This window comes from Acerihabitans sp. (genome assembly GCF_036398755.1).
Classification (GTDB): domain Bacteria; phylum Pseudomonadota; class Gammaproteobacteria; order Enterobacterales; family Enterobacteriaceae; genus Acerihabitans.
The window spans coordinates 1-21,231 of sequence record NZ_DASWOM010000062.1 but is presented as its reverse complement, the minus strand read 5'-3'; the positions used below and the strand labels follow the sequence as shown (position 1 = coordinate 21,231).

Below are 21,231 nucleotides of genomic sequence, written 5' to 3'. Positions count from 1 at the left end.
CTAATATAGGAATACTATGAGTCTGAATTTTCTTGATTTTGAACAGCCGATTGCAGAGCTGGAAGCGAAAATTGACTCGCTGACCGCAGTCAGCCGTCAAGACGAAAAATTAGATATTAATCTGGATGAAGAGGTGCAGCGCCTGCGTGAAAAAAGCGTGGAGCTGACCCATAAAATTTTCTCCGATCTGGGGGCCTGGCAAATCGCCCAACTGGCCCGTCATCCCCGCAGGCCATATACGCTGGATTACATCCAGCATATCTTCACCGATTTCGATGAGCTGGCGGGCGATCGCGCCTATGCCGACGATAAAGCCATTGTCGGCGGCATGGCGCGTCTCGACGGCCGGCCGGTGATGATTATCGGCCATCAAAAGGGCCGGGAAACCAAAGAAAAAATTCGGCGCAACTTCGGCATGCCGGCGCCGGAAGGCTACCGTAAGGCCCTGCGGCTTATGGAAATGGCCGACCGGTTCAACCTGCCGCTGCTGACCTTCATCGATACCCCCGGCGCTTATCCGGGCGTCGGCGCCGAGGAACGTGGCCAGTCCGAGGCCATTGCCCACAATTTGCGCGAAATGCCCGGACTTAGGGTGCCGGTGGTCTGTACCGTTATCGGCGAGGGCGGCTCCGGCGGCGCTTTGGCCATCGGCGTGGGCGATAAGGTCAATATGTTGCAGTACAGCACCTACTCGGTGATATCGCCGGAAGGCTGCGCCTCCATCTTATGGAAAAGCGCCGATAAAGCGCCGATTGCCGCCGAGGCGATGGGTATCGTTGCGCCGCGGCTCAAGGAACTGGAGCTTATCGACAGCATCGTCCCCGAACCGCTGGGCGGCGCGCATCGTGATGTGCTGGCCATCGCGGCGTCGTTAAAAGCGCAGCTGCTGTCCGACCTGTCCGAGCTGGATAAAATGAGCGAGGAAGAACTGTTGAATCGCCGTTATCAACGGTTGATGAATTACGGTTATTGCTGATCTTGCCCCGGCGGGCGAGGCGGTCAGGTCGCCAGTGCCATGCGCTTTAGCGAGATGACCAGGACTGAAACACCCCGCAAGCGTATCGCTCGCGGGGTGTTTTTTCATGGACCGCGCGCAACCGCCGGTATTGCCGGCCATGGCCGTTATGAAGTGATCTATGCTTATTGGGCAACGAAACAGCCCCAGGCTAAAAGGACCGGCTGAATGAACATCATTGCAATTTTAAGCCCGGAGAGGGTGTTTTATAAAAACGAACCCATTCGGGAGCTGGATGAGGCGTTGAAAACGCGGGGTTTTCAATTGGTCTATCCCACCTCGAGCGGCGATCTGGTCAAGCTTATCGAGCAAAATCCGCGTATCTGCGGCGTAATATTCGATTGGGATCAGTACAGTATGGATCTCTGCATCGAGATTAACGAGCTGAACGAATACCTGCCGCTCTACGCGTTTATCAACACCCAATCATCTTTGGACGTCAGCCTGAATGAAATGCGTATGGTGCTGTACTTTTTTGAGTACGGTCTGGGCGTCGCCGACGATATCAGCAGCCGGATACGGCAGTATACCGATGAATACATCGACGCCATCATTCCCCCCTTTACCAAAGCGCTGTTTAATTATGTGAAAGAGGGTAAGTATACCTTTTGTACCCCCGGTCACATGGCCGGCACCGCCTATCAAAAAAGCCCGGTGGGCAGCCTGTTCTACGATTTTTTTGGCGCCAATACCCTGAAGGCGGACGTGTCGATCTCGGTAACCGAACTGGGATCGCTGCTCGATCACTCCGGCCCGCATCTCGAGGCGGAGGAGTTTATTGCCCGCATCTTTGGCGCGGAGCAAAGCTATATGGTGACCAACGGCACCTCCACCGCCAACAAAATGGTGGGGATGTACGCCGCGCCGGCGGGCAGCACGGTGCTTATCGATCGCAACTGTCACAAGTCGCTGACGCATTTGCTGATGATGAGCGACATTGTGCCCATCTACCTGTGCCCCATCCGCAATGCCTATGGCATCCTGGGCGGCATTCCCAAACGCGAATTCACCCGGGAAAGCATTGCGTTGAAAGTGGCGCAAACGCCCCATGCCACCTGGCCGGTGCATGCGGTGATTACCAATTCCACCTACGACGGTTTGCTCTACAACACGCAATATATCAAAGAAACCCTGGAAGTGGCCTCGATTCACTTTGATTCCGCCTGGGTGCCCTATACCAATTTCCACCCGATCTACCGCGGCAAAAGCGGCATGAGCGGCGAGCGCATCCCCGGCAAGGTTATTTTTGAAACCCAGTCCACCCACAAGCTGCTGGCGGCGTTTTCCCAAGCCTCTTTGATTCATATCAAAGGTGATTATGACGAACGCACCTTCAACGAAGCCTATATGATGCACACGACCACGTCGCCTAATTACGGCATAGTGGCGTCGATCGAAACCGCGGCCGCCATGGTGCGGGGCAAGCCGGGACGGCGGCTGATCCTGCGCTCCATCGAGCGGGCGCTGCATTTTCGCAAAGAGGTGCAGCGGCTGCGCGAGGAGTCCGAAGGCTGGTTTTTTGATATCTGGCAACCGGAGATTATCGAGGAGGCGGTGTGCTGGCCCATCGAGCCGGGCGCGCCATGGCACGGTTTTGCTCATGCCGACGCCGACCATATGTATCTTGATCCGATCAAGGTCACGATACTGACGCCCGGCATGGACGAGTCCGGCAATATGGCCGAGGACGGCATACCGGCGGCGCTGGTGGCCAAATTCCTCGACGAGCGGGGCGTGGTGGTGGAAAAAACCGGTCCTTACAACCTGTTGTTCCTGTTCAGCATCGGCATTGACAAAACCAAAGCCATGAGCCTGCTGCGCGGTTTGACCGAATTTAAACGTTCTTATGATCTGAATTTGCGCGTCAGGAATATGCTGCCCGATCTCTACGCCGAAGATCCTGATTTTTATCGCAACATGCGCATCCAGGATCTGGCCCAGGGCATACACCGCCTGATCCGCCAGCACCGGTTGCCGCGTTTGATGTTAAGCGCATTCGACGTACTGCCCGAGATGATAATGACACCGCACGCCGCCTTTCAACAGCAGGTGCGCGGCAATGTGGAGACGGTGGAGCTGCCGGATATGATCGGACGCATTTCCGCCAATATGCTGCTGCCTTACCCCCCCGGGGTGCCTGTCGTGATGCCGGGCGAGATGATCACCGAGCAAAGCCGCGGGGTACTGGATTTCCTCATCATGCTCTGTACCATCGGGATACATTACCCGGGGTTTGAAACCGATATCCACGGCGCGCAGTTAACCGAGGATGGCCGCTACCTGGTGCGGGTGCTGAAAACCACCGCGCCGGCCTGAAACCGCGATCATAACGGCGCCGCTTCGCGCGGCGCCGTGCGTAATGGCCTGCGAGCGGCGCCCCGGCGTATAGGCCGCCGGCTGGTCGTTCCGCTATGCTACCCGGCCGGGCATCTCTTGCCGCGGGCCGGGACTGAAACAGTCCCGGGCGGCGATTATTTCATGAACATACCAGCCGAATTTATCCATCATGCCATCAAAGTCATCATCTTGATTCATTATCAACTTGGCCATAATCAAATCATCGGCGCAGCAAAAGGTAATCTCATTTTTGCAATTCAGCGCTAACAGCCCGACTAAATCCGTTTGCTGATCGGGTACGGGAAAACAAGGGCAGAGTAAAATTATGCGGTTGTCGTTCTCAGAAAGGAAAATAAAAATATCTTCATTGATGCAAAGCATATTGTCTTCACGCAGAAGGATATTATAACGATCGTACAGTCCGAGTAAAAAAGTTTCCATAATGCCTCCTATACGCGGTCGGCCAGGCTTTTCACCTTGTCGGCTATGTCATCCCCTAAGCCGGCGCGCAGGGTGAGTTTATTAAATAACAAATCGGCGACCCTATTTTCATTTAAACATTTGTTGCCGGGGGCGCCGGTATTATATTGTTGAACTTGTAAATTACCGGTGTTAAGCATCACGCTCTCGACTAATGCCTTACTCTCATGATGTAGCCCATTCAGCGGGAGGGTTCTTTTATATAAATATTGATTTACCACGTTGTGCTTAATGACCGCATCTAGAATTCCGGTGCGATCTTTCCCGCTCTTGCAATTCCAGCAAGGGGTAATGCCGATTTCATAGGATAATAATGCGACACGCATCGCGGCTTTATAGGGTTCGCCGTTATCGTCATGATGGGACTTATGAGACCAAATCTGTTTCAGTTCGCTCGCCAGCGAAGATACCCTCTCGGCATTGGCGGGCCGGGGCAGGGTGGCAAGATACTGCCCCACCCAACCCCCGTGCGGCGCGCTTTGCGACAGGTCCCGGCCAAGCAGCTTGGTCAGCGCCGGCAGATTATAGCTATCGGCGAAACCATGTCCAAGGCCAAGCCGTCCCAGCGCCAGCTGATTCACCCCGAAATTGAAGGCGGCGATATCAAGCCGCACGGTTACCGGCACCCTATCGCCTTTTTGATCGCGGATAACCAGCACTATCGGCTTGGCGCCGATATCCTTCCAGGCTTCCATCTGATCCCTTAACTGGGATTTTTCCGTGGAGGGGCCGATATCCACGGGCGTCAGCAGGCTGGTCGACGTTAGCGGCAAATCCACCGTTTTACCCGCCAACGCCGCGGCCAGTTTTTCCGGCCGCAAGAACAGCGCGGCGGCGGCGACTTCCCTGGCGCGGTTCAGCGCTCCCTCCTTACGTTCGGCGCTGCCTGGATCCAGATGGAAGGGGCTTAACACCGCATGACGCAAGCCGGTAAACAGCATTTCCTGTTGGTTATCATCTTTTACTTTAAAATGTGTAGCCCATAAATTCGGGGCGTGGATGGTTTCATCGGTGGATTTACTGCAAATACCTTTATTCTCATAGCTAACCGCAAAAATATCTTGCGCGCCCAATTTTAGCTGGCCGGCGGGTATTAATGTGCTGTCAAAGGTTCTATCGGCAAAACTAAACCGGTCGTGAATAATATCCCATGGGGTATTATTTAAAATTTCTTTAGCCAGAGAATCGAGATTTTTTTTCGCGTTATCACGGGCCACGCCTTTACTGCAGCCGCATTGTTGTTTTAAATGCATCGCTAAAGTGTCTTTGATTTCTTTTTGCAGCGCTAAAAGCGATTTGATATCTTTACTACTTGCAGGTGAATCTTCATTATCGCTGCGGCCATCCTCAGCCAACATATCTTCAAAATAGTGGGCCGCCTTTTTGTTTCCCGCATTTCTCAGGGCCTTGATTCCCGCCCGCAGATGCAGTTTACGCAATGACGTGACAGCGCTGCGGGAGTAGCCGCTCGAAGATTTTGTGCCGTGGATGTTCACTGGCATATATTTTCGCAGGGCGGCTAATCGCTTGAATACCCTTAATACCGCCTGGGTAAAAGTATTAGCGACTACCGGCTCCGTTTTTTTTTCCGCGGATAAAAATGTTTTAGATATAAAACCGGGCACGATTATCATAGATCGCCTGCTGTCGCCAAGGTAATTGATTAAAGATGTATATAATTTAATCAGATGCTAAAACAAGGCGATTGATAATTCCAGACATTATGCCGAAGATGAGCGTTTTATGCATCTTTCGCCGGAAACAACCGCCGGCCACGCATCACACCGTCCGCCGGCGGCGCCCCACGCGGTGGGTATGACAGGCGGGCGAGGGCGGATATACTGTGGTAAATTGCCTCCTGAGCCGGGGAGTGGCCCAGCTAGCGCCCATCAATGGATTCAACAGGAACATGCCGATGCTCAAACTACAGCAGGTGCATCATATCGCCATCATCGCCTCGGATTACCAGCGCAGTAAGCAGTTTTATTGCGACATACTCGGCTTTACGCTGCTAAGCGAAACGTACCGTGCCGAACGCGATTCCTGGAAAGGGGATTTAGCGCTTAACGGCGACTATATCATCGAGCTGTTCAGCTTTCCCAACGCGCCGGCCAGGGTCAGCCGCCCTGAAGCCCGCGGATTGCGCCATCTGGCGTTCAGCGTGGCGGATGTCGCCGCGGCTATCGGCGCACTGCAAATCGACGGCGTCGACTGCGAGCCGGTGCGTATCGATCCCCTGACCGGCAGGCGTTTTACTTTTTTTGCCGATCCCGACGATCTCCCCCTGGAGCTGTATGAAGCCTGATTGCGAGGAGACGCTGCGCCGCCATATCGCTCAGCGGCTTGGGGGGCGCCGGGCGGTGCTGGTGGCCCTAAGCGGCGGACTGGACTCCACGGTGCTGCTGGATGCGCTGGCGTTGCTGCGCGGCCGGCAGATGCCCGATCTTGCGCCGCGCGCGGTCTATATCAACCATGGCTTAAGCGTCCATGCCGACGATTGGGCGCAGCATTGCGCGGCGCTATGCCGCCGTCTGGATATTCCTTTCCAGCAGCTCAGGGTACGGGTGGATAGCGCTGACGGCGGTATCGAAGCGGCGGCGCGTTCTGCGCGTTACCAGGCGTTGGCGCAGGCGCTGCTGCCTGGAGAGACGTTGTTGACCGCCCAGCATCAGGACGATCAGGGCGAAACCCTGTTGCTGGCGCTAAAGCGCGGCAGCGGACCGGCCGGATTATCGGCCATGGCCGCTTTGTCGCCTTTCCATGGCCACGCGCTGCTGCGGCCTTTGCTGGATATCAGCCGGGCGCGGCTGCGCGACTATGCCCAAAGCCGGTGCTTAAATTGGATCGAGGACGAGAGTAACCAGGATCCGCGCTTCGATCGTAATTTTCTGCGCCTGCGTGTGATTCCCCTGCTGAGTCAACGCTGGCCCCATTTCAGCCGGGCGGCGGCGCGCAGCGCCGCGCTTTGCGCCGATCAGGAAACGCTGCTCGACGAGCTGCTCGCCGAGACGCTGCAACAATTAACCGGCGCGGATAATTCTCTCGATCTGGCGCCGATGATGGGCATGAGCGCCATACGGCGCGGGGCTGTGCTGCGCCGCTGGCTGGCGTCGTTTGGCATGGACATGCCCTCGCAGGAACAGCTGGCCAGGATCTGGACCGAGGTGGCGTTAAGCCGCCGGGACGCCGAGCCCATGCTGCGGTTGGGGGACCGGCAGATCCGGCGGTTTCGCCAACGCTTGTTCGCCCTGCCGCTATGGCCCTCGCTCAGGGAGCGTGTGCTGATATGGCGGGACGTAGGGCAAATGCTGCCGCTGCCTGATGATCTCGGCTTGCTGCGCCAGGGTTCCGGCGGTGAGGCGGTGCGCCGGCCGCGGGCGGACGAGCGGATAAGCGTGAGGTTTTCGGCGACCGGCACCCTGCATATTCTGGGCCGTCGCCATGGACGACCGGTAAAAAAATTATGGCAGGAACTGGGTGTCGCGCCCTGGCAGCGTGAGCGCACGCCCCTGGTGTATTACAACGAGCAGTTGATCACCGCGCCGGGCGTTTTCATCACCCGTGAAGGGCAGGTCGGCGAGGGGGATATGGGCCTGAACCTGGAATGGATACGGTAGTGTCGCGCTAACGGCAAGGACGGGAGGCAACGGGGGCCGCTTGGGAAAAACGCTAACGGGTAGTAATCCTACTGCCCGTCAGGAAGGGGAAGAAGGGGGATTATTCGCTAACCACCACCGTTCCGAGTTCAGGGTGGGTGAAACTGGCAATATGGTCCAGCCGAAGTTCATGGCTGCCGCCCGTCTCGTCGATAACCAGATACTCGACATGTTTTCTTGAGATCATATCTCGCGCCGTGCCGGCAACGGTATCTCCATTCTTAAGCGTCAGAGTGAGGACCCAGTGGCGCTGACAGGCGAGCTCAAGATTATCGTAATCATCACAATTAATGGGTTGATATTCTTCATTCGTTGACATAATAGCTCACCTACTTGTTACGGCGGTAAATACCGCCTGTTCCCTGAGGGAGGATGGAGTGCGATTCTCATCCGCCGCTCATCCCGCCTACATCTTTCAACAGTATTTCCTTATCAGACTATAGCACAGAGCACCCCTATCCCTGGAATAAATGGTTTAGGAATTAATAGCGCCGACACAATACCTTTACCGCTTTTCTGGCGGCCGATGGGCGATGTCGGGTACACTGCCAGCCAAAACATATCCTACGGAACCCCCATGGCGTTAAAAGCGACTGTACATAAAGCGGCGATCAACATCGCCGATATGGACCGGAATTATTTTTCCGATGTCAATTTGGTGCTGGCGCAGCATCCCTCCGAGACGCCGCAGCGCATGATGCTGCGTCTGCTGGCATGGATTTACCATGCCGACGACCGCCTGGAGTTTACCCGCGGTCTCAGCGCCGAGGATGAGCCGGCGTTATGGCTGCGCAACGATCGCGGCGAGCCGGAGTGGTGGATAGAACTGGGATTGCCTGAGGAAAAAAGGCTGCGTAAAGCCTGTCATCTGGCGCGCAATGTGGTGCTCTATGCCTATAACGAGCGCGCGGCGCGCATATGGTGGCGGCAGGTCGAACCGACGTTGTCCCAGCACGACAACCTGTGCGTGTATTTTGTCGAGGATGCGCAAATGGCGCAACTGGCCGCGCTCGCGGCGCGCAATATGTCTTTGCAGGCTACGCTGCAAGATGGATTAATGTGGCTGTCGGATCAGCAAACACAATTGGAAATAACGCTCACGACCTGGAAAAGCATGGGCGCGTAACGGCAGGTTGCCCCGCCGTTTAGCGCGGTTTGCGCAACGATTTGAGGATGTTTAGCGCAGCCGTTGCGCGGGTTCAGGCGCAAGGCGCGCCCACGCGGTAATAACCGCCTGTAATCCCGCCCCCCGGCTACGCGGGTTGATGAAATATTGTTTAACCCGATCCGCCATTGACGCTGAGTCAGCGCAAAAGATATTGTCCGGCATTGTAATTACTTACACTCAGTCATTTTTCAGATAACGTCGACCCCAGGGTTATAAGCGATCTTGGTTTTGATTTTTCGTTATATGCTTGATCTGAGTAAAAGGATATAATTTCAATGCTAATATCTAATGAGCTTCATATCTTTTCAAGAAATTCTTTCACGAGTAATAAAAAAAATAAACTTCCGTTATTAATCGGGACGACACATAGCCTGAGCCAGGTCTCAAATAGAGAACAGGGTTGGGCTGGCGTAAAAAAAAATTCAACCATCGATACTGGCAATAAACATCTTCTTGATCATGATTCATCAAGCGTTTTGGCCGCAGTAAACAGCCACGACCAGGACGGAGGGGAAAAAACGCAACAGGTTTTTTTTAGGCTACTGTATTTGCTGGCGGGTATCTTAGGCTGCGGCATGCTGTTGTATTATCTGCGTTATGGCGGCGACCCCAAGGCGGGGGAACGTTGGCCAAAGGCATTGCCCATGAGGGCGCCGCGTTTTAACCGGCAAGCATATGATTATGCGACTTTACCCGCGTGCGCGCATCAGGGGGAGCACATGGCATACTGGCGCCAGTTACGGGAAAAAATAAATACTTACGCGGTCATGAACGCTGCTATGGATCGACCTGAAACCAATATAATAATGCCTGCTCATAACAATTCCACTTCGGTTATCCTGAATCCAGGGAAAAATACAACATCCAGGCATGCAGGTATGGTTGAAAGGAATACCTGGTTGCATACGTTCGGCCTTTCCCAAGAATTTCCACCGACATCTCACCGTGTGACCACGGAATTCATTGATATGCTGTTAAGCGACGTGGTACAGAGAAAATACGGCATGTCGCTCACATCACAACAGCTCGCGACAAGTATATCGCTGATTATACATTATCTGAAAAAAAATCACGCGGGATTAAGCCCGGTAAGGGAAATAGCGCGAGGAAACTATACCGTTAGGCAAGTGTTGTTAAAAGAACCCTATGTTTTTAAATTGAACGATGATGAAGAAACAGATAAGTATGATTATATTGTCTTGCGTACCATTATCCTGGATTCTGATAAGCATGACTTCCTGTCCTATTTGGAATTTATTATCAACGGCGACGCCGTCAGTCTTACGGCTGATTTTGAGCGGTTGGTCGATTACTTCCATGCGAGCGAGGATATCAGTACCGCGTATATTACCATGGCTAAAAATCGATTGGCTGCGGCGCTGTTCCCGTTTATGGGCAAAAATGCCGATGGCGGTATACGAAAAATCATCCAGCGCTGGACGGATAGGCAGATAGAAGAAAAACTGGTCAGTTTGGCGGCTCCCGAAGGACGGTTTACCGTCCCGGCATTAATCGCCATCGCCGAGTCGACAGGCGGATTATTGATTTCCCTGGCGACAGGGGCGGTTTATCTTTGGACACCCGACGATGTCTCCGACGCATTACGAATGTTTATCGCCGGCCACCTCTCGGTGCAGCATAAGACATGGCTGGAAGCGACGAGTCTCGCGCCTAAGTTGAATGAGCACGATTGCGTTTTAACGCCCGCGATTCTTTTTGTCAATTCGGCCAACATTTGGCAGAGTTTAAAAACCCTGGATGCTGAAAAGCTGGATGAGCATATTGATTATCATTCCCTGGTTTTCGCCACGCCGGCGCAATACGGTGATGACGGTCTGGTCCAGCAGCGTTTGCAGGCATCCGGCAACGCGCTTTATCTATTGTCGCTTTTTTTCAGCGGCGGTTCACCCGCCGGCTGTGCGGCGATGGCGTTGGGCAATGTACTGTCGATAGCCGGCAACGCTTTATATCTGCACCAGGTGGCCAGCGGGCAGGGGGAAGGGCATCGTAAACAGGCATGGGAATCGGCTTTGTTAAGCATGGTGATTACCGGCTTGGCCGGTGCCGCCGACATATATGACGTGATGAAATCCTATGGCAGTAAGGGATATGAATTGCTGCATGATCAGGCGGCAAAGGTCGTTGAAGTAGTAAACTCAGCTACAGCCGACACGCAGGCGGCCGAGACTTTTGTCAACGCGGGAATCCGCGATCGTCTGGTCATGCTGATGAAAGGCTTGTTAAATGAAAATAATAAGCATCTGAATATCTTGGGGAATAACAACATAAAGGCAATGCTGAAAGTGTATCAGCTGTGCCACGGCATGGAGCATGAAGGGTATCATTTTGAGCGGGAAAAATTACTTGGCGAGGAGACGGGTATTCCAAAAATAACCATTCATAAAACAGAATCAATGAGTTCGATTCCCGCCGGCTATAAGGTATCGGTGGTGGATAATATTAACAATCAACCGACTCTATCATTGCTTTGCCTGGGAAGGGGCAGATTTGCCGGCTTTGGACTGAAAAAATTGGATCAATCCCTTTCCGACTCGCACTGGCAGGAAGTGGGCGGTGATGCCTTCAAATTCAATAATCAGCAGCTGGTATTGGATAATGGCAGGTCCGCTACGTTGCGTGTTGAAAATTATCATGCGATGTCAATGTCGACGTTAAGTGAAAATATTTTTAATTATGATAGCAATTTTTCTTTAAAATTTCGCCGTTATTGTAATCGTTTTAAATTTGAAGAAAATATAAATCAGCTATTAAAGGGTGTCGAACGGTTTGCCATTAATAGCGGATTTGATGATATACGCTATCGCGCAATGTTTATTTTTGATCCAAACGTAAGTAGCGACATTATTCGTCATTATCTGCTGGCCGCCCGTTATGAAAATATAAACTATTTACTTGAGCCGCATGCTGAAAACATACGCTTTATAAAGCTTCCTGATATCGAAGATGTGGCAATTTTAACCGAAGATAAATGGACCCAGAGCTTTAAAAATTCAGGTTCCACCGCACTGATTACCTACAAAGACTTTGCGACCGAGCAGATGGCAAAGGATTATCGGCCCATTTTCAGCATCAGCCGGGATAATGAACAACTAGTCGTGTCCCCTCCGGGGTTCACCGAGCTGATGCAGCCTGCCGCGCCGATCACGTTTTCAATGTTTTTATCGAATTATGATGGCGTGGAACAACTCCTATTACTGCAAAAAAAAATACGTAAGTTTATTATCACGGATCATAAGTCCAAAAATAGTTATGAATTTATTTTGTCGGCCATGCAAAAAACGGGGCGGCTGACGCTTATTGACAAGAATGCGCTGCTGGAAGCATATAAAAACAATCCACAGCAAGCCGTGCTTGATATTATCCAATCTCCTGTACAGATAAAATCCTTTAACGATATGCTGTGTATTGAGCCAGGCAAATTGGTCCGCTTTACCCAGGTCGAGGATAGCTCGATTTCACATTTCATGCTGAGCGTGGGCAACGGCAGGTTTGCCGGCATGAACAATAGATTGCTGGACGTTGAGCTGGGCGACGAAAAACGCATTATGATTGCCGAGCAATTAGGCGTGTTCAAAGAAGATGCATTATATACGTATAGCCAACATAAAATTTTTATGGTCGAAAAAGGAGACTTGCGAAACGCACCGTTGCCGACAAAATCCTTAATGGATATAGCCAAAGACGTTAGCGCCAAAACGTCCAGTGAAAAAAGCAGTATCCGTTTTGCACTGGAAATTTTAATCGGCGCAAAAAAAATAGTGCCTCAGCAAGCCGATGCGCTGGAACGGCTGGCAAAATTGATAATTAGTAAAATGGATGGTGATATCATTTCGCTAAATAAACTCAATAAATTTCTGGTGTTAAATAAATGTATTGATAATAATGCCGAGCTTGAAAATATTGCCGCCGGTAAACTCGTGGTCTTTTATACTGAGGAAAAAGATTTTCATGTTATGGTCAGCCTGGGCGGGGATCGTTTTGTGGGAATTAACAATCATCATATCAATGACCGGCTCAATGCCGATCAAATGTTCATCTCCTCGCAAGAGATCGGAACGATCATCGGCGGTAGAAGGATTAACAATCAAAAATCCTTTTTGGTTTGGGTGGGGGACCCCAATCTGGAAAAAACGCGCATTTCAGCATTATTGGGGCCGGATGGCCGCATTGGTTACATTCGCCATGGGCTGGATAATCTGCAAATGGAGATTAAGGCCCATGGCGCGTTGACGAGTATAAATCATTACGATGCGATTGAATTCGCGGATATTATCAACGGTATACATCGCTCGTTGCACCCCGATCAACCCATTAGCCACATTGAGCTTATCTCGTGCTTTGGCGCTTTAGGAGGACGGCGCTCTTCCGCGCAAATTATCTCCGACCGGCTGGGTACCACGGTGGAAAGCTACCGCGGGGTGATTACCGACAGTAAATCGCGTAATCGGGGGTCGGGCGTGACATTTTCGCCACTGCGTGGTTGCGGTATTGAAAGGCGACGGGATAACGAACGCTGGCACCGGCGTATCCATGATTTCATAGAGGATTCGCTTAGCCTATTAGGAAATTTACCGTTCCAGCGCCACAGCAGGGCGGTTGCCGAAAATACGCCGTTCGGCATCGTGGTGATTGATGTGCTGCATTTCCTTAGGAAAGAGATAGGCGCGCAAACGTTGATGAGATTCTATCCCGACCTGATGACCGCGGAATCCCTCTATCAGGCAAGTTTGCTGGCAAGCCCCGCAGGGGATGAGGAAACGCTTATCGCCGCCATGCTGACCATTTTTTATGGCAGCGCCAATATGATCAACGCGCTGGATGCTTATATCTTGTCGCGGGAATACAAAGACTTGCCGCCTGGAAGCGTGGTCGTGGATGGGCGAAGTTTGCATCATCCGCTGCATTGGCGGGATGTAGAGCCGTCGCTGGCGTCTTTCAGGCAGCTGCCTTCGGTGGTGGTCACAAGGAATCTGCAGCCTGGGAGCAATATTTATATTTCTTTAACCGACGATAAAGATCATTTGGATGAATATCTCATTCGCGTCGGCAACAAGTGCAATCGCAAGACGTTATGGCCCCTTTTACTGGCTAATTTTTTCAAAGAGCAGTTAGGGCATTTCCCTATTATGGCGGGCATCAGAAGCCAGGATATTCTTACCCTGGGGTTTGATTTTTCTCATTTTCATTTTTATCTCAATTCTTGGCTAAGGTCTGATTTCAGTCTGCAAATCGATATGACCACCGAAGAACCCAGGCTGGTTCCCGTGCAGCCGCCACAATATGTCCGGTTCAGCGAAACGGGTGGGCGTCGTACCGATACGCGCGAAGATATCGGCTTAGGTCATTCCCTGTTGGTGGAAAACGCACAAGGGCTGGCTTTACAGATGAACGAGACATTGGCGGTTGATCGTCCCGGCTCGCCCGGCGATGATGAAAATATCGATCCGGCATTCCATCCGTTGCCATCCAGGCCAAGGGTGGTCATCACCCTGCTGGAAAACCGGGAACGGCTGGTGATGTTGCAAAGAAATATTCCTGCAGAGATTATATCTAATCAAAGCGAGGTCGCTTTTTATATCGCCAGCGAAATCAATAAATACACAGAAACCATTAAGCTTGGCGCCAAGAATTATCTGGACATAACACCGGTAAAATCGAATATCGGTAATTTTATCTATGGTGATCCCGGCATCGTGCAAAAAAGCTGGATATTAATCAATCTTATTCACAATGATTAAACCCTTGGCTTTAACCCATCGGCCGAAAAAAACCGGCCGGGCATGCCGCCGGGCCGGTTAGTGGATGGGTATTGCGAATCAATGCCCGGCGTTGCCGATCTCGCCCGCCAGGTAGTCGACGATAGCGCTGATTTTCATCATCTGCTTTTCACCGACACGGCGGTGTTTATATTCAACTTCTTCGCCGTCGAGATTGCGGTCGCCGATAACGATGGTGTGCGGTATGCCGATCAGCTCCATATCGGCGAACATCACGCCCGGCCGTTCCTTGCGATCGTCGAGCAGTACGTCGATGCCTTTGGCGCGCAGCGCGTCATAGAGGCTTTCCGCCGCGTCCTTGACGCGGAAGGATTTATGCATGTTCATCGGCAATATGGCGACCTGGAACGGAGCAATGGCCTGCGGCCAGAGAATGCCGCGCTCATCGTGGTTTTGCTCTATCGCCGCCGCAACCACCCGCGAAATGCCGATGCCATAGCAACCCATGGTCAGCGTTTGGTTACGTCCGTCCTCGCCCTGGACCGTGGCATTCATTGCCTTGGAGTATTTGGCGCCCAGCTGGAAAATATGGCCGACTTCAATGCCGCGTTTTATCTGTAACGTGCCTTTGCCGTCCGGGCTGGCGTCGCCTTCCACGACTTTGCGCAGATCGGCGGTTTCCGCCAGCGGCAAATCCCGTTCCCAGTTGATGCCGAAATAATGCTTGCCGTCGCTATTGGCGCCGGCGCTGAAATCGCTCATTACCGCTACGCTTCTATCAATCACCAGCGGCATCGGCAGGTTGACCGGTCCAAGGGAACCGGGGCCGGCGCCGACGGCCGCGCGAATTTCTTCTTCGCTGGCGAACTCGAGCGGGCTTGCCACCTGCGGCAGTTTCTCCGCCTTGATTTCATTAAGCTGATGATCGCCTCGTATCAGCAGCGCGACCAGCGGAAGGCCCGCGTCTTTATCGCCATGGACAATCAGCGTCTTGACGGTTTTGGTCACCGGCAGATTAAATTGTTCGACCAGCTCATTGATGGTCTTGGCATCGGGCGTGTCGACCAGACGCAGTTCTGCGGCCGGTTGCGCGCGCGGGCCGGCGGGGGCAACCGCTTCGGCCAGTTCGATATTGGCGGCGTAGTCCGAACCGCTGGCGAAAACAATATCGTCCTCACCGCTGTCGGCCAGCACCTGGAACTCATGGGAGGCGTTGCCGCCGATGGAACCGGTATCCGCCTGCACGGCGCGGAAGTTCAGGCCGATACGGTTGAAAATGGCGCTGTAAGCCTGGTACATGGCGTCGTAAGTCGCCTGTAGGGATTCCTGGCTGGTATGGAACGAGTAGGCGTCCTTCATCAAAAATTCGCGCGCTCGCATCACGCCGAAACGCGGGCGTACTTCGTCACGGAATTTGGTCTGGATCTGGAAAAAATTCAGCGGCAGCTGTTTATACGAACTGATTTCATTGCGTACCAGGTCGGTAATCACTTCCTCATGGGTGGGACCGAGCACGAACGGGCGATCCCCGCGATCGACAAAACGCAGCAATTCCGGCCCGTACTGTTCCCAGCGTCCGCTCTCCTGCCACAAATCCGCCGGTTGCACCACCGGCATGGAAACCTCAATGGCGCCGGCGTTGTTCATCTCTTCACGCACGATGGCTTCGACTTTTCGCAGTACCCGCAGGCCGGTGGGCAGCCAGGTATACAGGCCGGATGCCAGCTTGCGGATCATCCCGGCGCGCAGCATCAGCTGATGGCTGATGACCTCGGCGTCGGCGGGGGTCTCCTTAAGGGTGGAGAGCAGATATTGACTAGTACGCATGATAGTTGGATTCCACAAGAACGGCTTAATGCCACAGGCTGCTTATCGGCAGCAAAGTATGAAAAGTGAATCAGTTTACCAGCGCGGGCGGGCGGCCAAAAGAGAGCAAATGGAAAAATCGCAAAAACCGCGCCCGCGCCCGGTTTGCCAACGCGGGGATCGCCGGGGATCTCCGATGCCGATTAACGGTTTCCGCTTGACGTGGCCCCGGGGTTATCCTCGATGGATAGCACCTCGGCCGCCTCGCCCAGGATACGCCAGCGGACATTAAACGTCAGCAACAGCGCCGCATAGGTCCGCTCGCCGTCGCGATCCCGTCGGTAGGCCGGGCGGGGATCCTGCCCCAGCACGTCGGTGATGAACCGGCGCAAATGGGGATAACGTCCCATCAGCCCGGCCAGACGTTGCTCCGACGCCGCCGAAAAGGTCACCGCCATCGCGCCCGCCGGGCTGTGCTGGGCAAAACCCGCCTGCGCCGTGGGGATGCTTTCGGCATAGGGCAGGTAGGGCTTGATATCCACCACCGGCGTGCCGTCCACCAAATCCAGGCTGCCCAGTTCCAGTATCACCTCCGCGCCCTCAAGGCGAATACCGCGCAGCGCCACCAAAGACATGCCGAGTGGATTGGGGCGAAAGGTTGAACGGGTGGCGAAAACGCCGATACGGCTATTGCCGCCCAAACGTGGGGGCCGCACCGTGGGATGCCAGCCCTGGTCCATGGTCTGGTGAAATACAAACAGCAGCCAGATATGGCTGAACGCCTCCAGACCGCGCACGGTGTCCGGCTGATTGTACGGCGTCAGCAGCCGCAGCTCACCGGTTCCGTCAGGCACCAGTCCCGGCTGGCGGGGAACGGCAAATTTTTCTTTATAGGGCGAATGGATCACGCCGATTTGCCGCAGTTGATACTCATTCATTGCGAAACTTTCAACGCGGTACCCTGGCAAACGGCCTGCTGGTAGCATCCCGCCACCGCCCGCACCGTTTCACACTGATGTAATAATACCGCGTTGCCTTTCATATAGGCCGCGCGCATCTGCATTTCCTTACGCGCCGCGGGCAGGCTTGGCGGCGGATCCTGCAAATTCACCTGGCAGGTGGAACCATACACTTCCCCCAGATCGCGGAACGGTTTCCCGACCAGCTCTTCGGCGGATTTGTACAGCTTGGCCGGCTGCGGCCGCGCCGGGGTCTTACGGACGGGCGTCGTGTTTTTAAACGGCGAGACGGGTGCGGCCTGGGTCGTCGTCGACGGCGGCGTGTGGGTCCATGCACAACCCGTCAACGAGAGCACCAAAATACATCCAGGTAAAGCACGCATACATTTTCCTCTGATTATTTTTATTTCACCGACGTTATTGAATCAATCTACGGCATAAATAACAAGACGGGCCTTAGCCCGTCTGGTCAAAAACGCACTTTATCAATATGTGGAGATTACCAGCCTTTAACGGCACCGCCATTAAATACCTTATTCGCCGCGTCGTTAACTTCATCTGACTCATATGCCTGCACGAATTTTTTTACGTTTTCGGCATTTTTATTGTCTTCGCGCGCCACGATCAGATTGACGTAGGGTGATTCCTTATCTTCAACGAACAGGCCGTCTTTCGCCGGAGTCAGGCCAATCTGGCTGGCATAGGTGGTGTTGATGATAGCCAGGGCGATTTGCTGATCGTCAAGGGAACGGGGCAATTGCGGCGCCTCAAGCTCAACCAGCTTCAGGTTTTTCGGATTGCCGACCACATCAAGCGCGGTTGGCTGTAGGCCGACGCCGTCTTTAAGGGTTATCAGGCCGACTTTTTGCAGCAGCAGCAAAGATCGTCCCAGGTTGGTCGGATCGTTAGGCAAGGCGACTTGCGAACCCGGCTTCAGCTCATCCAGGGATTTGATCTGTTTGGAGTAGCCGGCGATCGGATAGACAAAGGTGTTGCCCACCGGCGTCAACTTGTAACCCCGATCCTTGATTTGCTGATCAAGGTAAGGTTTATGCTGAAAAGCGTTGGCGTCGATATCGCCTTTGCTCAGCGCTTCGTTAGGCAGTACGTAATCGTTAAACGTGACCAGTTCAACATCCAGGCCATATTTTTCCTTGGCCACTTTTTGCGCGACTTCGGCGACCTGCTGCTCCGCGCCGACAATCACGCCGACCTTGATATGGTTTGGATCTTTTTCTTCCTGCCCGCAGCCTGCCAGCGCCAGGGAACCGATTAACGCACTGACGGCAGCCAGAGTTTTTATTTTAGAAAACATATCCCTTTCCTCTTTTGGGTAAATTTTTTGCAATAAAGCGCCGGAATGGCGGTTTCATTTTTACTATTTATGGGTAACGGCCTTAACGATTTTATCGCCGCCGATCTGTATTAAAAACACCAGAATTACCAATAACGCCAAGACAATGTTCATAATGGTCGCGTTGTAGCCGATATAGCCGTACTGGATACCGATTTGTCCCAGGCCGCCCGCGCCCACCGCGCCCCCCATGGCGGAATATCCCACCAGGGTGATAAGCGTGATGGTGGCGGCATTCACCAGGCCGGGCAGCGCTTCCGGTAATAAAACCTTGCGGATAATCTGCAACGGCGTGGCGCCCATGGCGCGCGACGCCTCAATCAGGCCGGCCGGGATCTCCAGCAGGGCGTTTTCCACCATGCGGGCGATAAACGGGGCGGCGCCGACGGTCAATGGGACAATCGCCGCCTGCAAGCCGATTGACGTGCCGACAATCATGCGGGTAAAGGGGATCATCCACACCAACAGGATGATAAAAGGAATAGAACGGAAGATATTTACCAGCGCCGAGGTAATACGGTACACCTTGCCATTCTCGGTAATCTGCCCCGGCCGGCTGATATACAGTAATACGCCGATGGGCAGTCCCACGACAAAACCCAGGAAACCGGAAACAAAGGTCATCATTAAGGTTTCCCAGATACCTTTGGCGAATAATGCCACCATGGCTTCAGACATAGCCCAGTACCTCTACTTTGACGTGCTGCTGCTGCAAAAAGGCAATGGCGTCACGAGAATTTTGCTCATCCCCCGCCATTTCCGTCAGCATAATGCCGAATTTAACCCCACCGGCATAATCCATCTGGGCGCTGATAATATTATTATTGACGTTAAAACGGCGCGCGGCTTCGGATAATAACGGCGCATCCACCGACTGGCCAGTGAATTCCAGTTGCAGTATGGGTATTTTCCCCGCCGACGGCGCATCGGTCATGCGTTCCCTATAATCGTCCGGAATATCCAGATGCAGGGTGGACTTGATAAACTGCTGCGCCAGCGGCGTCTTGGGATGCGAAAACATCTCGCTTACCGTGTCCTGTTCAATCAATTCGCCCTGGCTTATTACCGCCACCTGATCGCAGATGCGTTTCACCACGTCCATTTCGTGGGTGATAAGCAGGATAGTCAGGCCCAGGCGGCGATTGATATCTTTCAGCAACGCCAGGATAGATCGGGTCGTGGCCGGATCCAGCGCGCTGGTGGCTTCGTCGCATAGCAGCACCCGGGGATTACTGGCCAGCGCCCGGGCAATGGCGACCCGCTGTTTCTGTCCGCCGGACAGGTTGGCCGGGTAGGCGTCGGCCTTATCCTCAAGCCCGACCAGCGCAAGCAGTTCATCGACCCGCGCGGTAATATCGCGCCTGGATAAATTATCCAGTTCCAGCGGCAGGGCGATATTACCGGAGACGGTGCGCGAGGACAGCAGGTTAAAATGCTGGAATATCATGCCGATTTGCCGACGGGCGGCAATCAGCTGCCGCTCCGGCAGGTTGGTCAAATCTTTACCATCGACCAGCACCGTGCCGCTGGTGGGGCGTTCCAATAAATTTACGCAACGGATAAGCGTGCTTTTACCGGCGCCGGACGCGCCGATAACGCCATATATCTGACCTGGCGCAACGTGCAATGAAACATCGGACAGGGCGTTGATAATGAGGGAACCCTGGGAATATTGTTTGGTGATATGGGAAAGTGTAATCATGCTTGTTTATTGTTACTGGTTACCTGTTGCGAGAGTAAAGAGTACCGGATTGACATCCGCGGATATCAATGTGCGGGGATGTTAGGGCGTCTAGACGGCTAAGTCAACTGGGTTTCATTTTCTCCATTTCTCTTCCCCGGACAAAACATGCGATACTAAACGTCATTTATGTTGTCAGGAGCCAATCTGTGTCACAGCCTGTCCCAGCTATATTTTTAGATCGTGATGGTACCATTAATGTCGATCACGGTTATGTTCACGAGATCGATGATTTTCAGTTTATCGACGGCGTTATCGACGCCATGCGGGAACTGAAAGCCATGGGATTCGCCCTGGTGGTCGTGACCAACCAGTCCGGCATCGCGCGGGGTAAATTTACCGAAGATCAGTTTATGCGGTTAACCGAGTGGATGGATTGGTCGCTGGCCGATCGCGAGGTTGAATTGGACGGCATCTATTTCTGCCCGCACCATCCCGACGGCGTGGAGGGCGAGTACCGCCAGGATTGCGACTGCCGCAAACCCAAACCCGGCATGCTGCGGGATGCGCAGGGGTTTTTGAATATTGATATGGCGGCCTCCTATATAGTAGGTGATAAAGCTGAAGATATGCTGGCCGGGCAGGCCGCGGGCGTGGGCGCCAAAGTTCTGGTGCGCAGCGGCAAGCCATTGGACGAAAAGGCCGAAGCCCTGGCGGATTGGGTCATAGACAGCCTGGCGCAGCTGCCGGATGCGATAAAACAGCATGCAAAAAGCGCATAGCGGTTAGTTTTTAACCGGTCGGAAAAAAAGACGCTTTTTTTCCTTGCCATTTTTCCGCGCCCCCCTATAATGCGCCTCCATCGACCGGTAACGTGAGCAGTATCACACTCTACCGGAAACGAGTCAGGAGGCGGGCCGAACGGGCTTGACACTGAGAGAGGAAAGCGTAATATACGCCACCTCGCGCCAGACTGATTACAGCGGCGCACTGCTCTTTAACAATTTATCAGACAATCTGTGTGGGCACTCACGAGA

The 21,231-nt window shown here is 53.4% G+C and carries 16 protein-coding genes; 7 read left to right on the top strand and 9 right to left on the bottom strand.

Annotated features, from left to right (window positions below):
- Positions 1 to 16: 16 nt before the first annotated feature.
- A complete protein-coding gene (gene accA / locus VGC33_RS10255; RefSeq protein WP_331120651.1) occupies positions 17 to 976 on the top strand; it encodes an acetyl-CoA carboxylase carboxyl transferase subunit alpha in 960 nt (319 codons plus the stop codon).
- 207 nt (positions 977 to 1,183) lie between these two features.
- Complete coding sequence (locus tag VGC33_RS10250; protein WP_331120650.1) at positions 1,184 to 3,331, top strand: lysine decarboxylase LdcC; 2,148 nt, start codon at positions 1,184 to 1,186, stop codon at positions 3,329 to 3,331.
- A 93-nt stretch (positions 3,332 to 3,424) separates the two neighbouring features.
- Here VGC33_RS10250 and VGC33_RS10245 read toward each other — a convergent pair whose 3' ends face one another.
- Together VGC33_RS10245 and VGC33_RS10240 are read right to left on the bottom strand one after the other, a co-directional pair.
- A complete protein-coding gene (locus tag VGC33_RS10245; RefSeq protein WP_331120649.1) occupies positions 3,425 to 3,793 on the bottom strand; it encodes a type III secretion system chaperone family protein in 369 nt (122 codons plus the stop codon).
- 8 nt (positions 3,794 to 3,801) lie between these two features.
- Complete coding sequence (locus tag VGC33_RS10240) at positions 3,802 to 5,190, bottom strand: inositol phosphate phosphatase SopB (RefSeq protein WP_331120648.1); 1,389 nt, start codon at positions 5,188 to 5,190, stop codon at positions 3,802 to 3,804.
- Positions 5,191 to 5,747: 557 nt separating this feature from the next.
- Between VGC33_RS10240 and VGC33_RS10235 the strand changes: the two genes are divergently transcribed.
- The gene (locus VGC33_RS10235; protein ID WP_331120647.1) at positions 5,748 to 6,137 is read left to right on the top strand and encodes a VOC family protein; all 390 of its coding nucleotides are present in this window, start codon (positions 5,748 to 5,750) and stop codon (positions 6,135 to 6,137) included.
- Positions 6,127 to 7,449 (top strand): tRNA lysidine(34) synthetase TilS, encoded by a 1,323-nt coding sequence (tilS, locus tag VGC33_RS10230; protein ID WP_331120646.1) that lies wholly within the window; start codon positions 6,127 to 6,129, stop codon positions 7,447 to 7,449. Before VGC33_RS10235 ends, tilS begins: the two co-directional genes overlap by 11 nt.
- 100 nt (positions 7,450 to 7,549) lie before the next feature.
- Here the strand turns inward: tilS and rof are convergent, their stop codons facing one another.
- Positions 7,550 to 7,807 carry a Rho-binding antiterminator gene (rof, locus tag VGC33_RS10225; RefSeq protein WP_331120645.1) on the bottom strand — a complete coding sequence of 86 codons (258 nt, stop codon included), beginning with the start codon at positions 7,805 to 7,807 and terminating at the stop codon, positions 7,550 to 7,552.
- 258 nt (positions 7,808 to 8,065) lie between these two features.
- Here rof and VGC33_RS10220 point away from each other — a divergent pair, with 258 nt between their 5' ends.
- On the top strand, positions 8,066 to 8,614 hold the full coding sequence (locus tag VGC33_RS10220) for a YaeQ family protein (RefSeq protein ID WP_331120644.1): 549 nt from the start codon (positions 8,066 to 8,068) through the stop codon (positions 8,612 to 8,614).
- A gap of 317 nt (positions 8,615 to 8,931) precedes the next feature.
- Complete coding sequence (locus VGC33_RS10215) at positions 8,932 to 14,415, top strand: hypothetical protein (protein ID WP_331120643.1); 5,484 nt, start codon at positions 8,932 to 8,934, stop codon at positions 14,413 to 14,415.
- 78 nt (positions 14,416 to 14,493) lie between these two features.
- Here the strand turns inward: VGC33_RS10215 and proS are convergent, their stop codons facing one another.
- The 6 genes from proS to metN form a co-directional block, all read right to left on the bottom strand.
- Positions 14,494 to 16,221 (bottom strand): proline--tRNA ligase, encoded by a 1,728-nt coding sequence (gene proS, locus VGC33_RS10210; RefSeq protein WP_331120642.1) that lies wholly within the window; start codon positions 16,219 to 16,221, stop codon positions 14,494 to 14,496.
- 182 nt (positions 16,222 to 16,403) lie between these two features.
- Positions 16,404 to 17,138, bottom strand: a complete 735-nt coding sequence (gene tsaA / locus VGC33_RS10205) for a tRNA (N6-threonylcarbamoyladenosine(37)-N6)-methyltransferase TrmO (protein ID WP_331120641.1) — start codon at positions 17,136 to 17,138, stop codon at positions 16,404 to 16,406.
- Positions 17,135 to 17,542 carry an envelope stress sensor lipoprotein RcsF gene (gene rcsF / locus VGC33_RS10200; protein WP_331120640.1) on the bottom strand — a complete coding sequence of 136 codons (408 nt, stop codon included), beginning with the start codon at positions 17,540 to 17,542 and terminating at the stop codon, positions 17,135 to 17,137. The genes tsaA and rcsF overlap by 4 nt, the downstream gene beginning before the upstream one ends.
- A gap of 116 nt (positions 17,543 to 17,658) precedes the next feature.
- Positions 17,659 to 18,474, bottom strand: a complete 816-nt coding sequence (gene metQ / locus VGC33_RS10195; RefSeq protein WP_331120639.1) for a MetQ/NlpA family lipoprotein — start codon at positions 18,472 to 18,474, stop codon at positions 17,659 to 17,661.
- Positions 18,475 to 18,537: 63 nt separating this feature from the next.
- Positions 18,538 to 19,191, bottom strand: coding sequence for a methionine ABC transporter permease MetI (locus VGC33_RS10190; RefSeq protein WP_331120638.1), 654 nt, complete (start codon positions 19,189 to 19,191; stop codon positions 18,538 to 18,540).
- A complete protein-coding gene (gene metN, locus VGC33_RS10185) occupies positions 19,184 to 20,215 on the bottom strand; it encodes a methionine ABC transporter ATP-binding protein MetN (protein ID WP_331120637.1) in 1,032 nt (343 codons plus the stop codon). Before metN ends, VGC33_RS10190 begins: the two co-directional genes overlap by 8 nt.
- Before the next feature lie 188 nt (positions 20,216 to 20,403).
- Between metN and gmhB the strand changes: the two genes are divergently transcribed.
- Positions 20,404 to 20,976: a D-glycero-beta-D-manno-heptose 1,7-bisphosphate 7-phosphatase gene (gmhB, locus tag VGC33_RS10180; protein ID WP_331120636.1), complete on the top strand. Its 573-nt coding sequence runs from the start codon at positions 20,404 to 20,406 to the stop codon at positions 20,974 to 20,976.
- Positions 20,977 to 21,231: the final 255 nt, after the last annotated feature.

Excerpts from the sequence above, each read along its gene's own strand:
- accA (WP_331120651.1), top strand. The coding sequence starts at position 17 with ATGAGTCTGAATTTTCTTGATTTTGAACAGCCGATTGCAGAGCTGGAA.
- VGC33_RS10250 (WP_331120650.1), top strand. The coding sequence starts at position 1,184 with ATGAACATCATTGCAATTTTAAGCCCGGAGAGGGTGTTTTATAAAAAC.
- VGC33_RS10245 (WP_331120649.1), bottom strand. The coding sequence starts at position 3,793 with ATGGAAACTTTTTTACTCGGACTGTACGATCGTTATAATATCCTTCTG.
- VGC33_RS10240 (WP_331120648.1), bottom strand. The coding sequence starts at position 5,190 with ATGTTGGCTGAGGATGGCCGCAGCGATAATGAAGATTCACCTGCAAGT.
- VGC33_RS10235 (WP_331120647.1), top strand. The coding sequence starts at position 5,748 with ATGCTCAAACTACAGCAGGTGCATCATATCGCCATCATCGCCTCGGAT.
- tilS (WP_331120646.1), top strand. The coding sequence starts at position 6,127 with ATGAAGCCTGATTGCGAGGAGACGCTGCGCCGCCATATCGCTCAGCGG.
- rof (WP_331120645.1), bottom strand. The coding sequence starts at position 7,807 with ATGTCAACGAATGAAGAATATCAACCCATTAATTGTGATGATTACGAT.
- VGC33_RS10220 (WP_331120644.1), top strand. The coding sequence starts at position 8,066 with ATGGCGTTAAAAGCGACTGTACATAAAGCGGCGATCAACATCGCCGAT.
- VGC33_RS10215 (WP_331120643.1), top strand. The coding sequence starts at position 8,932 with ATGCTAATATCTAATGAGCTTCATATCTTTTCAAGAAATTCTTTCACG.
- proS (WP_331120642.1), bottom strand. The coding sequence starts at position 16,221 with ATGCGTACTAGTCAATATCTGCTCTCCACCCTTAAGGAGACCCCCGCC.
- tsaA (WP_331120641.1), bottom strand. The coding sequence starts at position 17,138 with ATGAATGAGTATCAACTGCGGCAAATCGGCGTGATCCATTCGCCCTAT.
- rcsF (WP_331120640.1), bottom strand. The coding sequence starts at position 17,542 with ATGCGTGCTTTACCTGGATGTATTTTGGTGCTCTCGTTGACGGGTTGT.
- metQ (WP_331120639.1), bottom strand. The coding sequence starts at position 18,474 with ATGTTTTCTAAAATAAAAACTCTGGCTGCCGTCAGTGCGTTAATCGGT.
- VGC33_RS10190 (WP_331120638.1), bottom strand. The coding sequence starts at position 19,191 with ATGTCTGAAGCCATGGTGGCATTATTCGCCAAAGGTATCTGGGAAACC.
- metN (WP_331120637.1), bottom strand. The coding sequence starts at position 20,215 with ATGATTACACTTTCCCATATCACCAAACAATATTCCCAGGGTTCCCTC.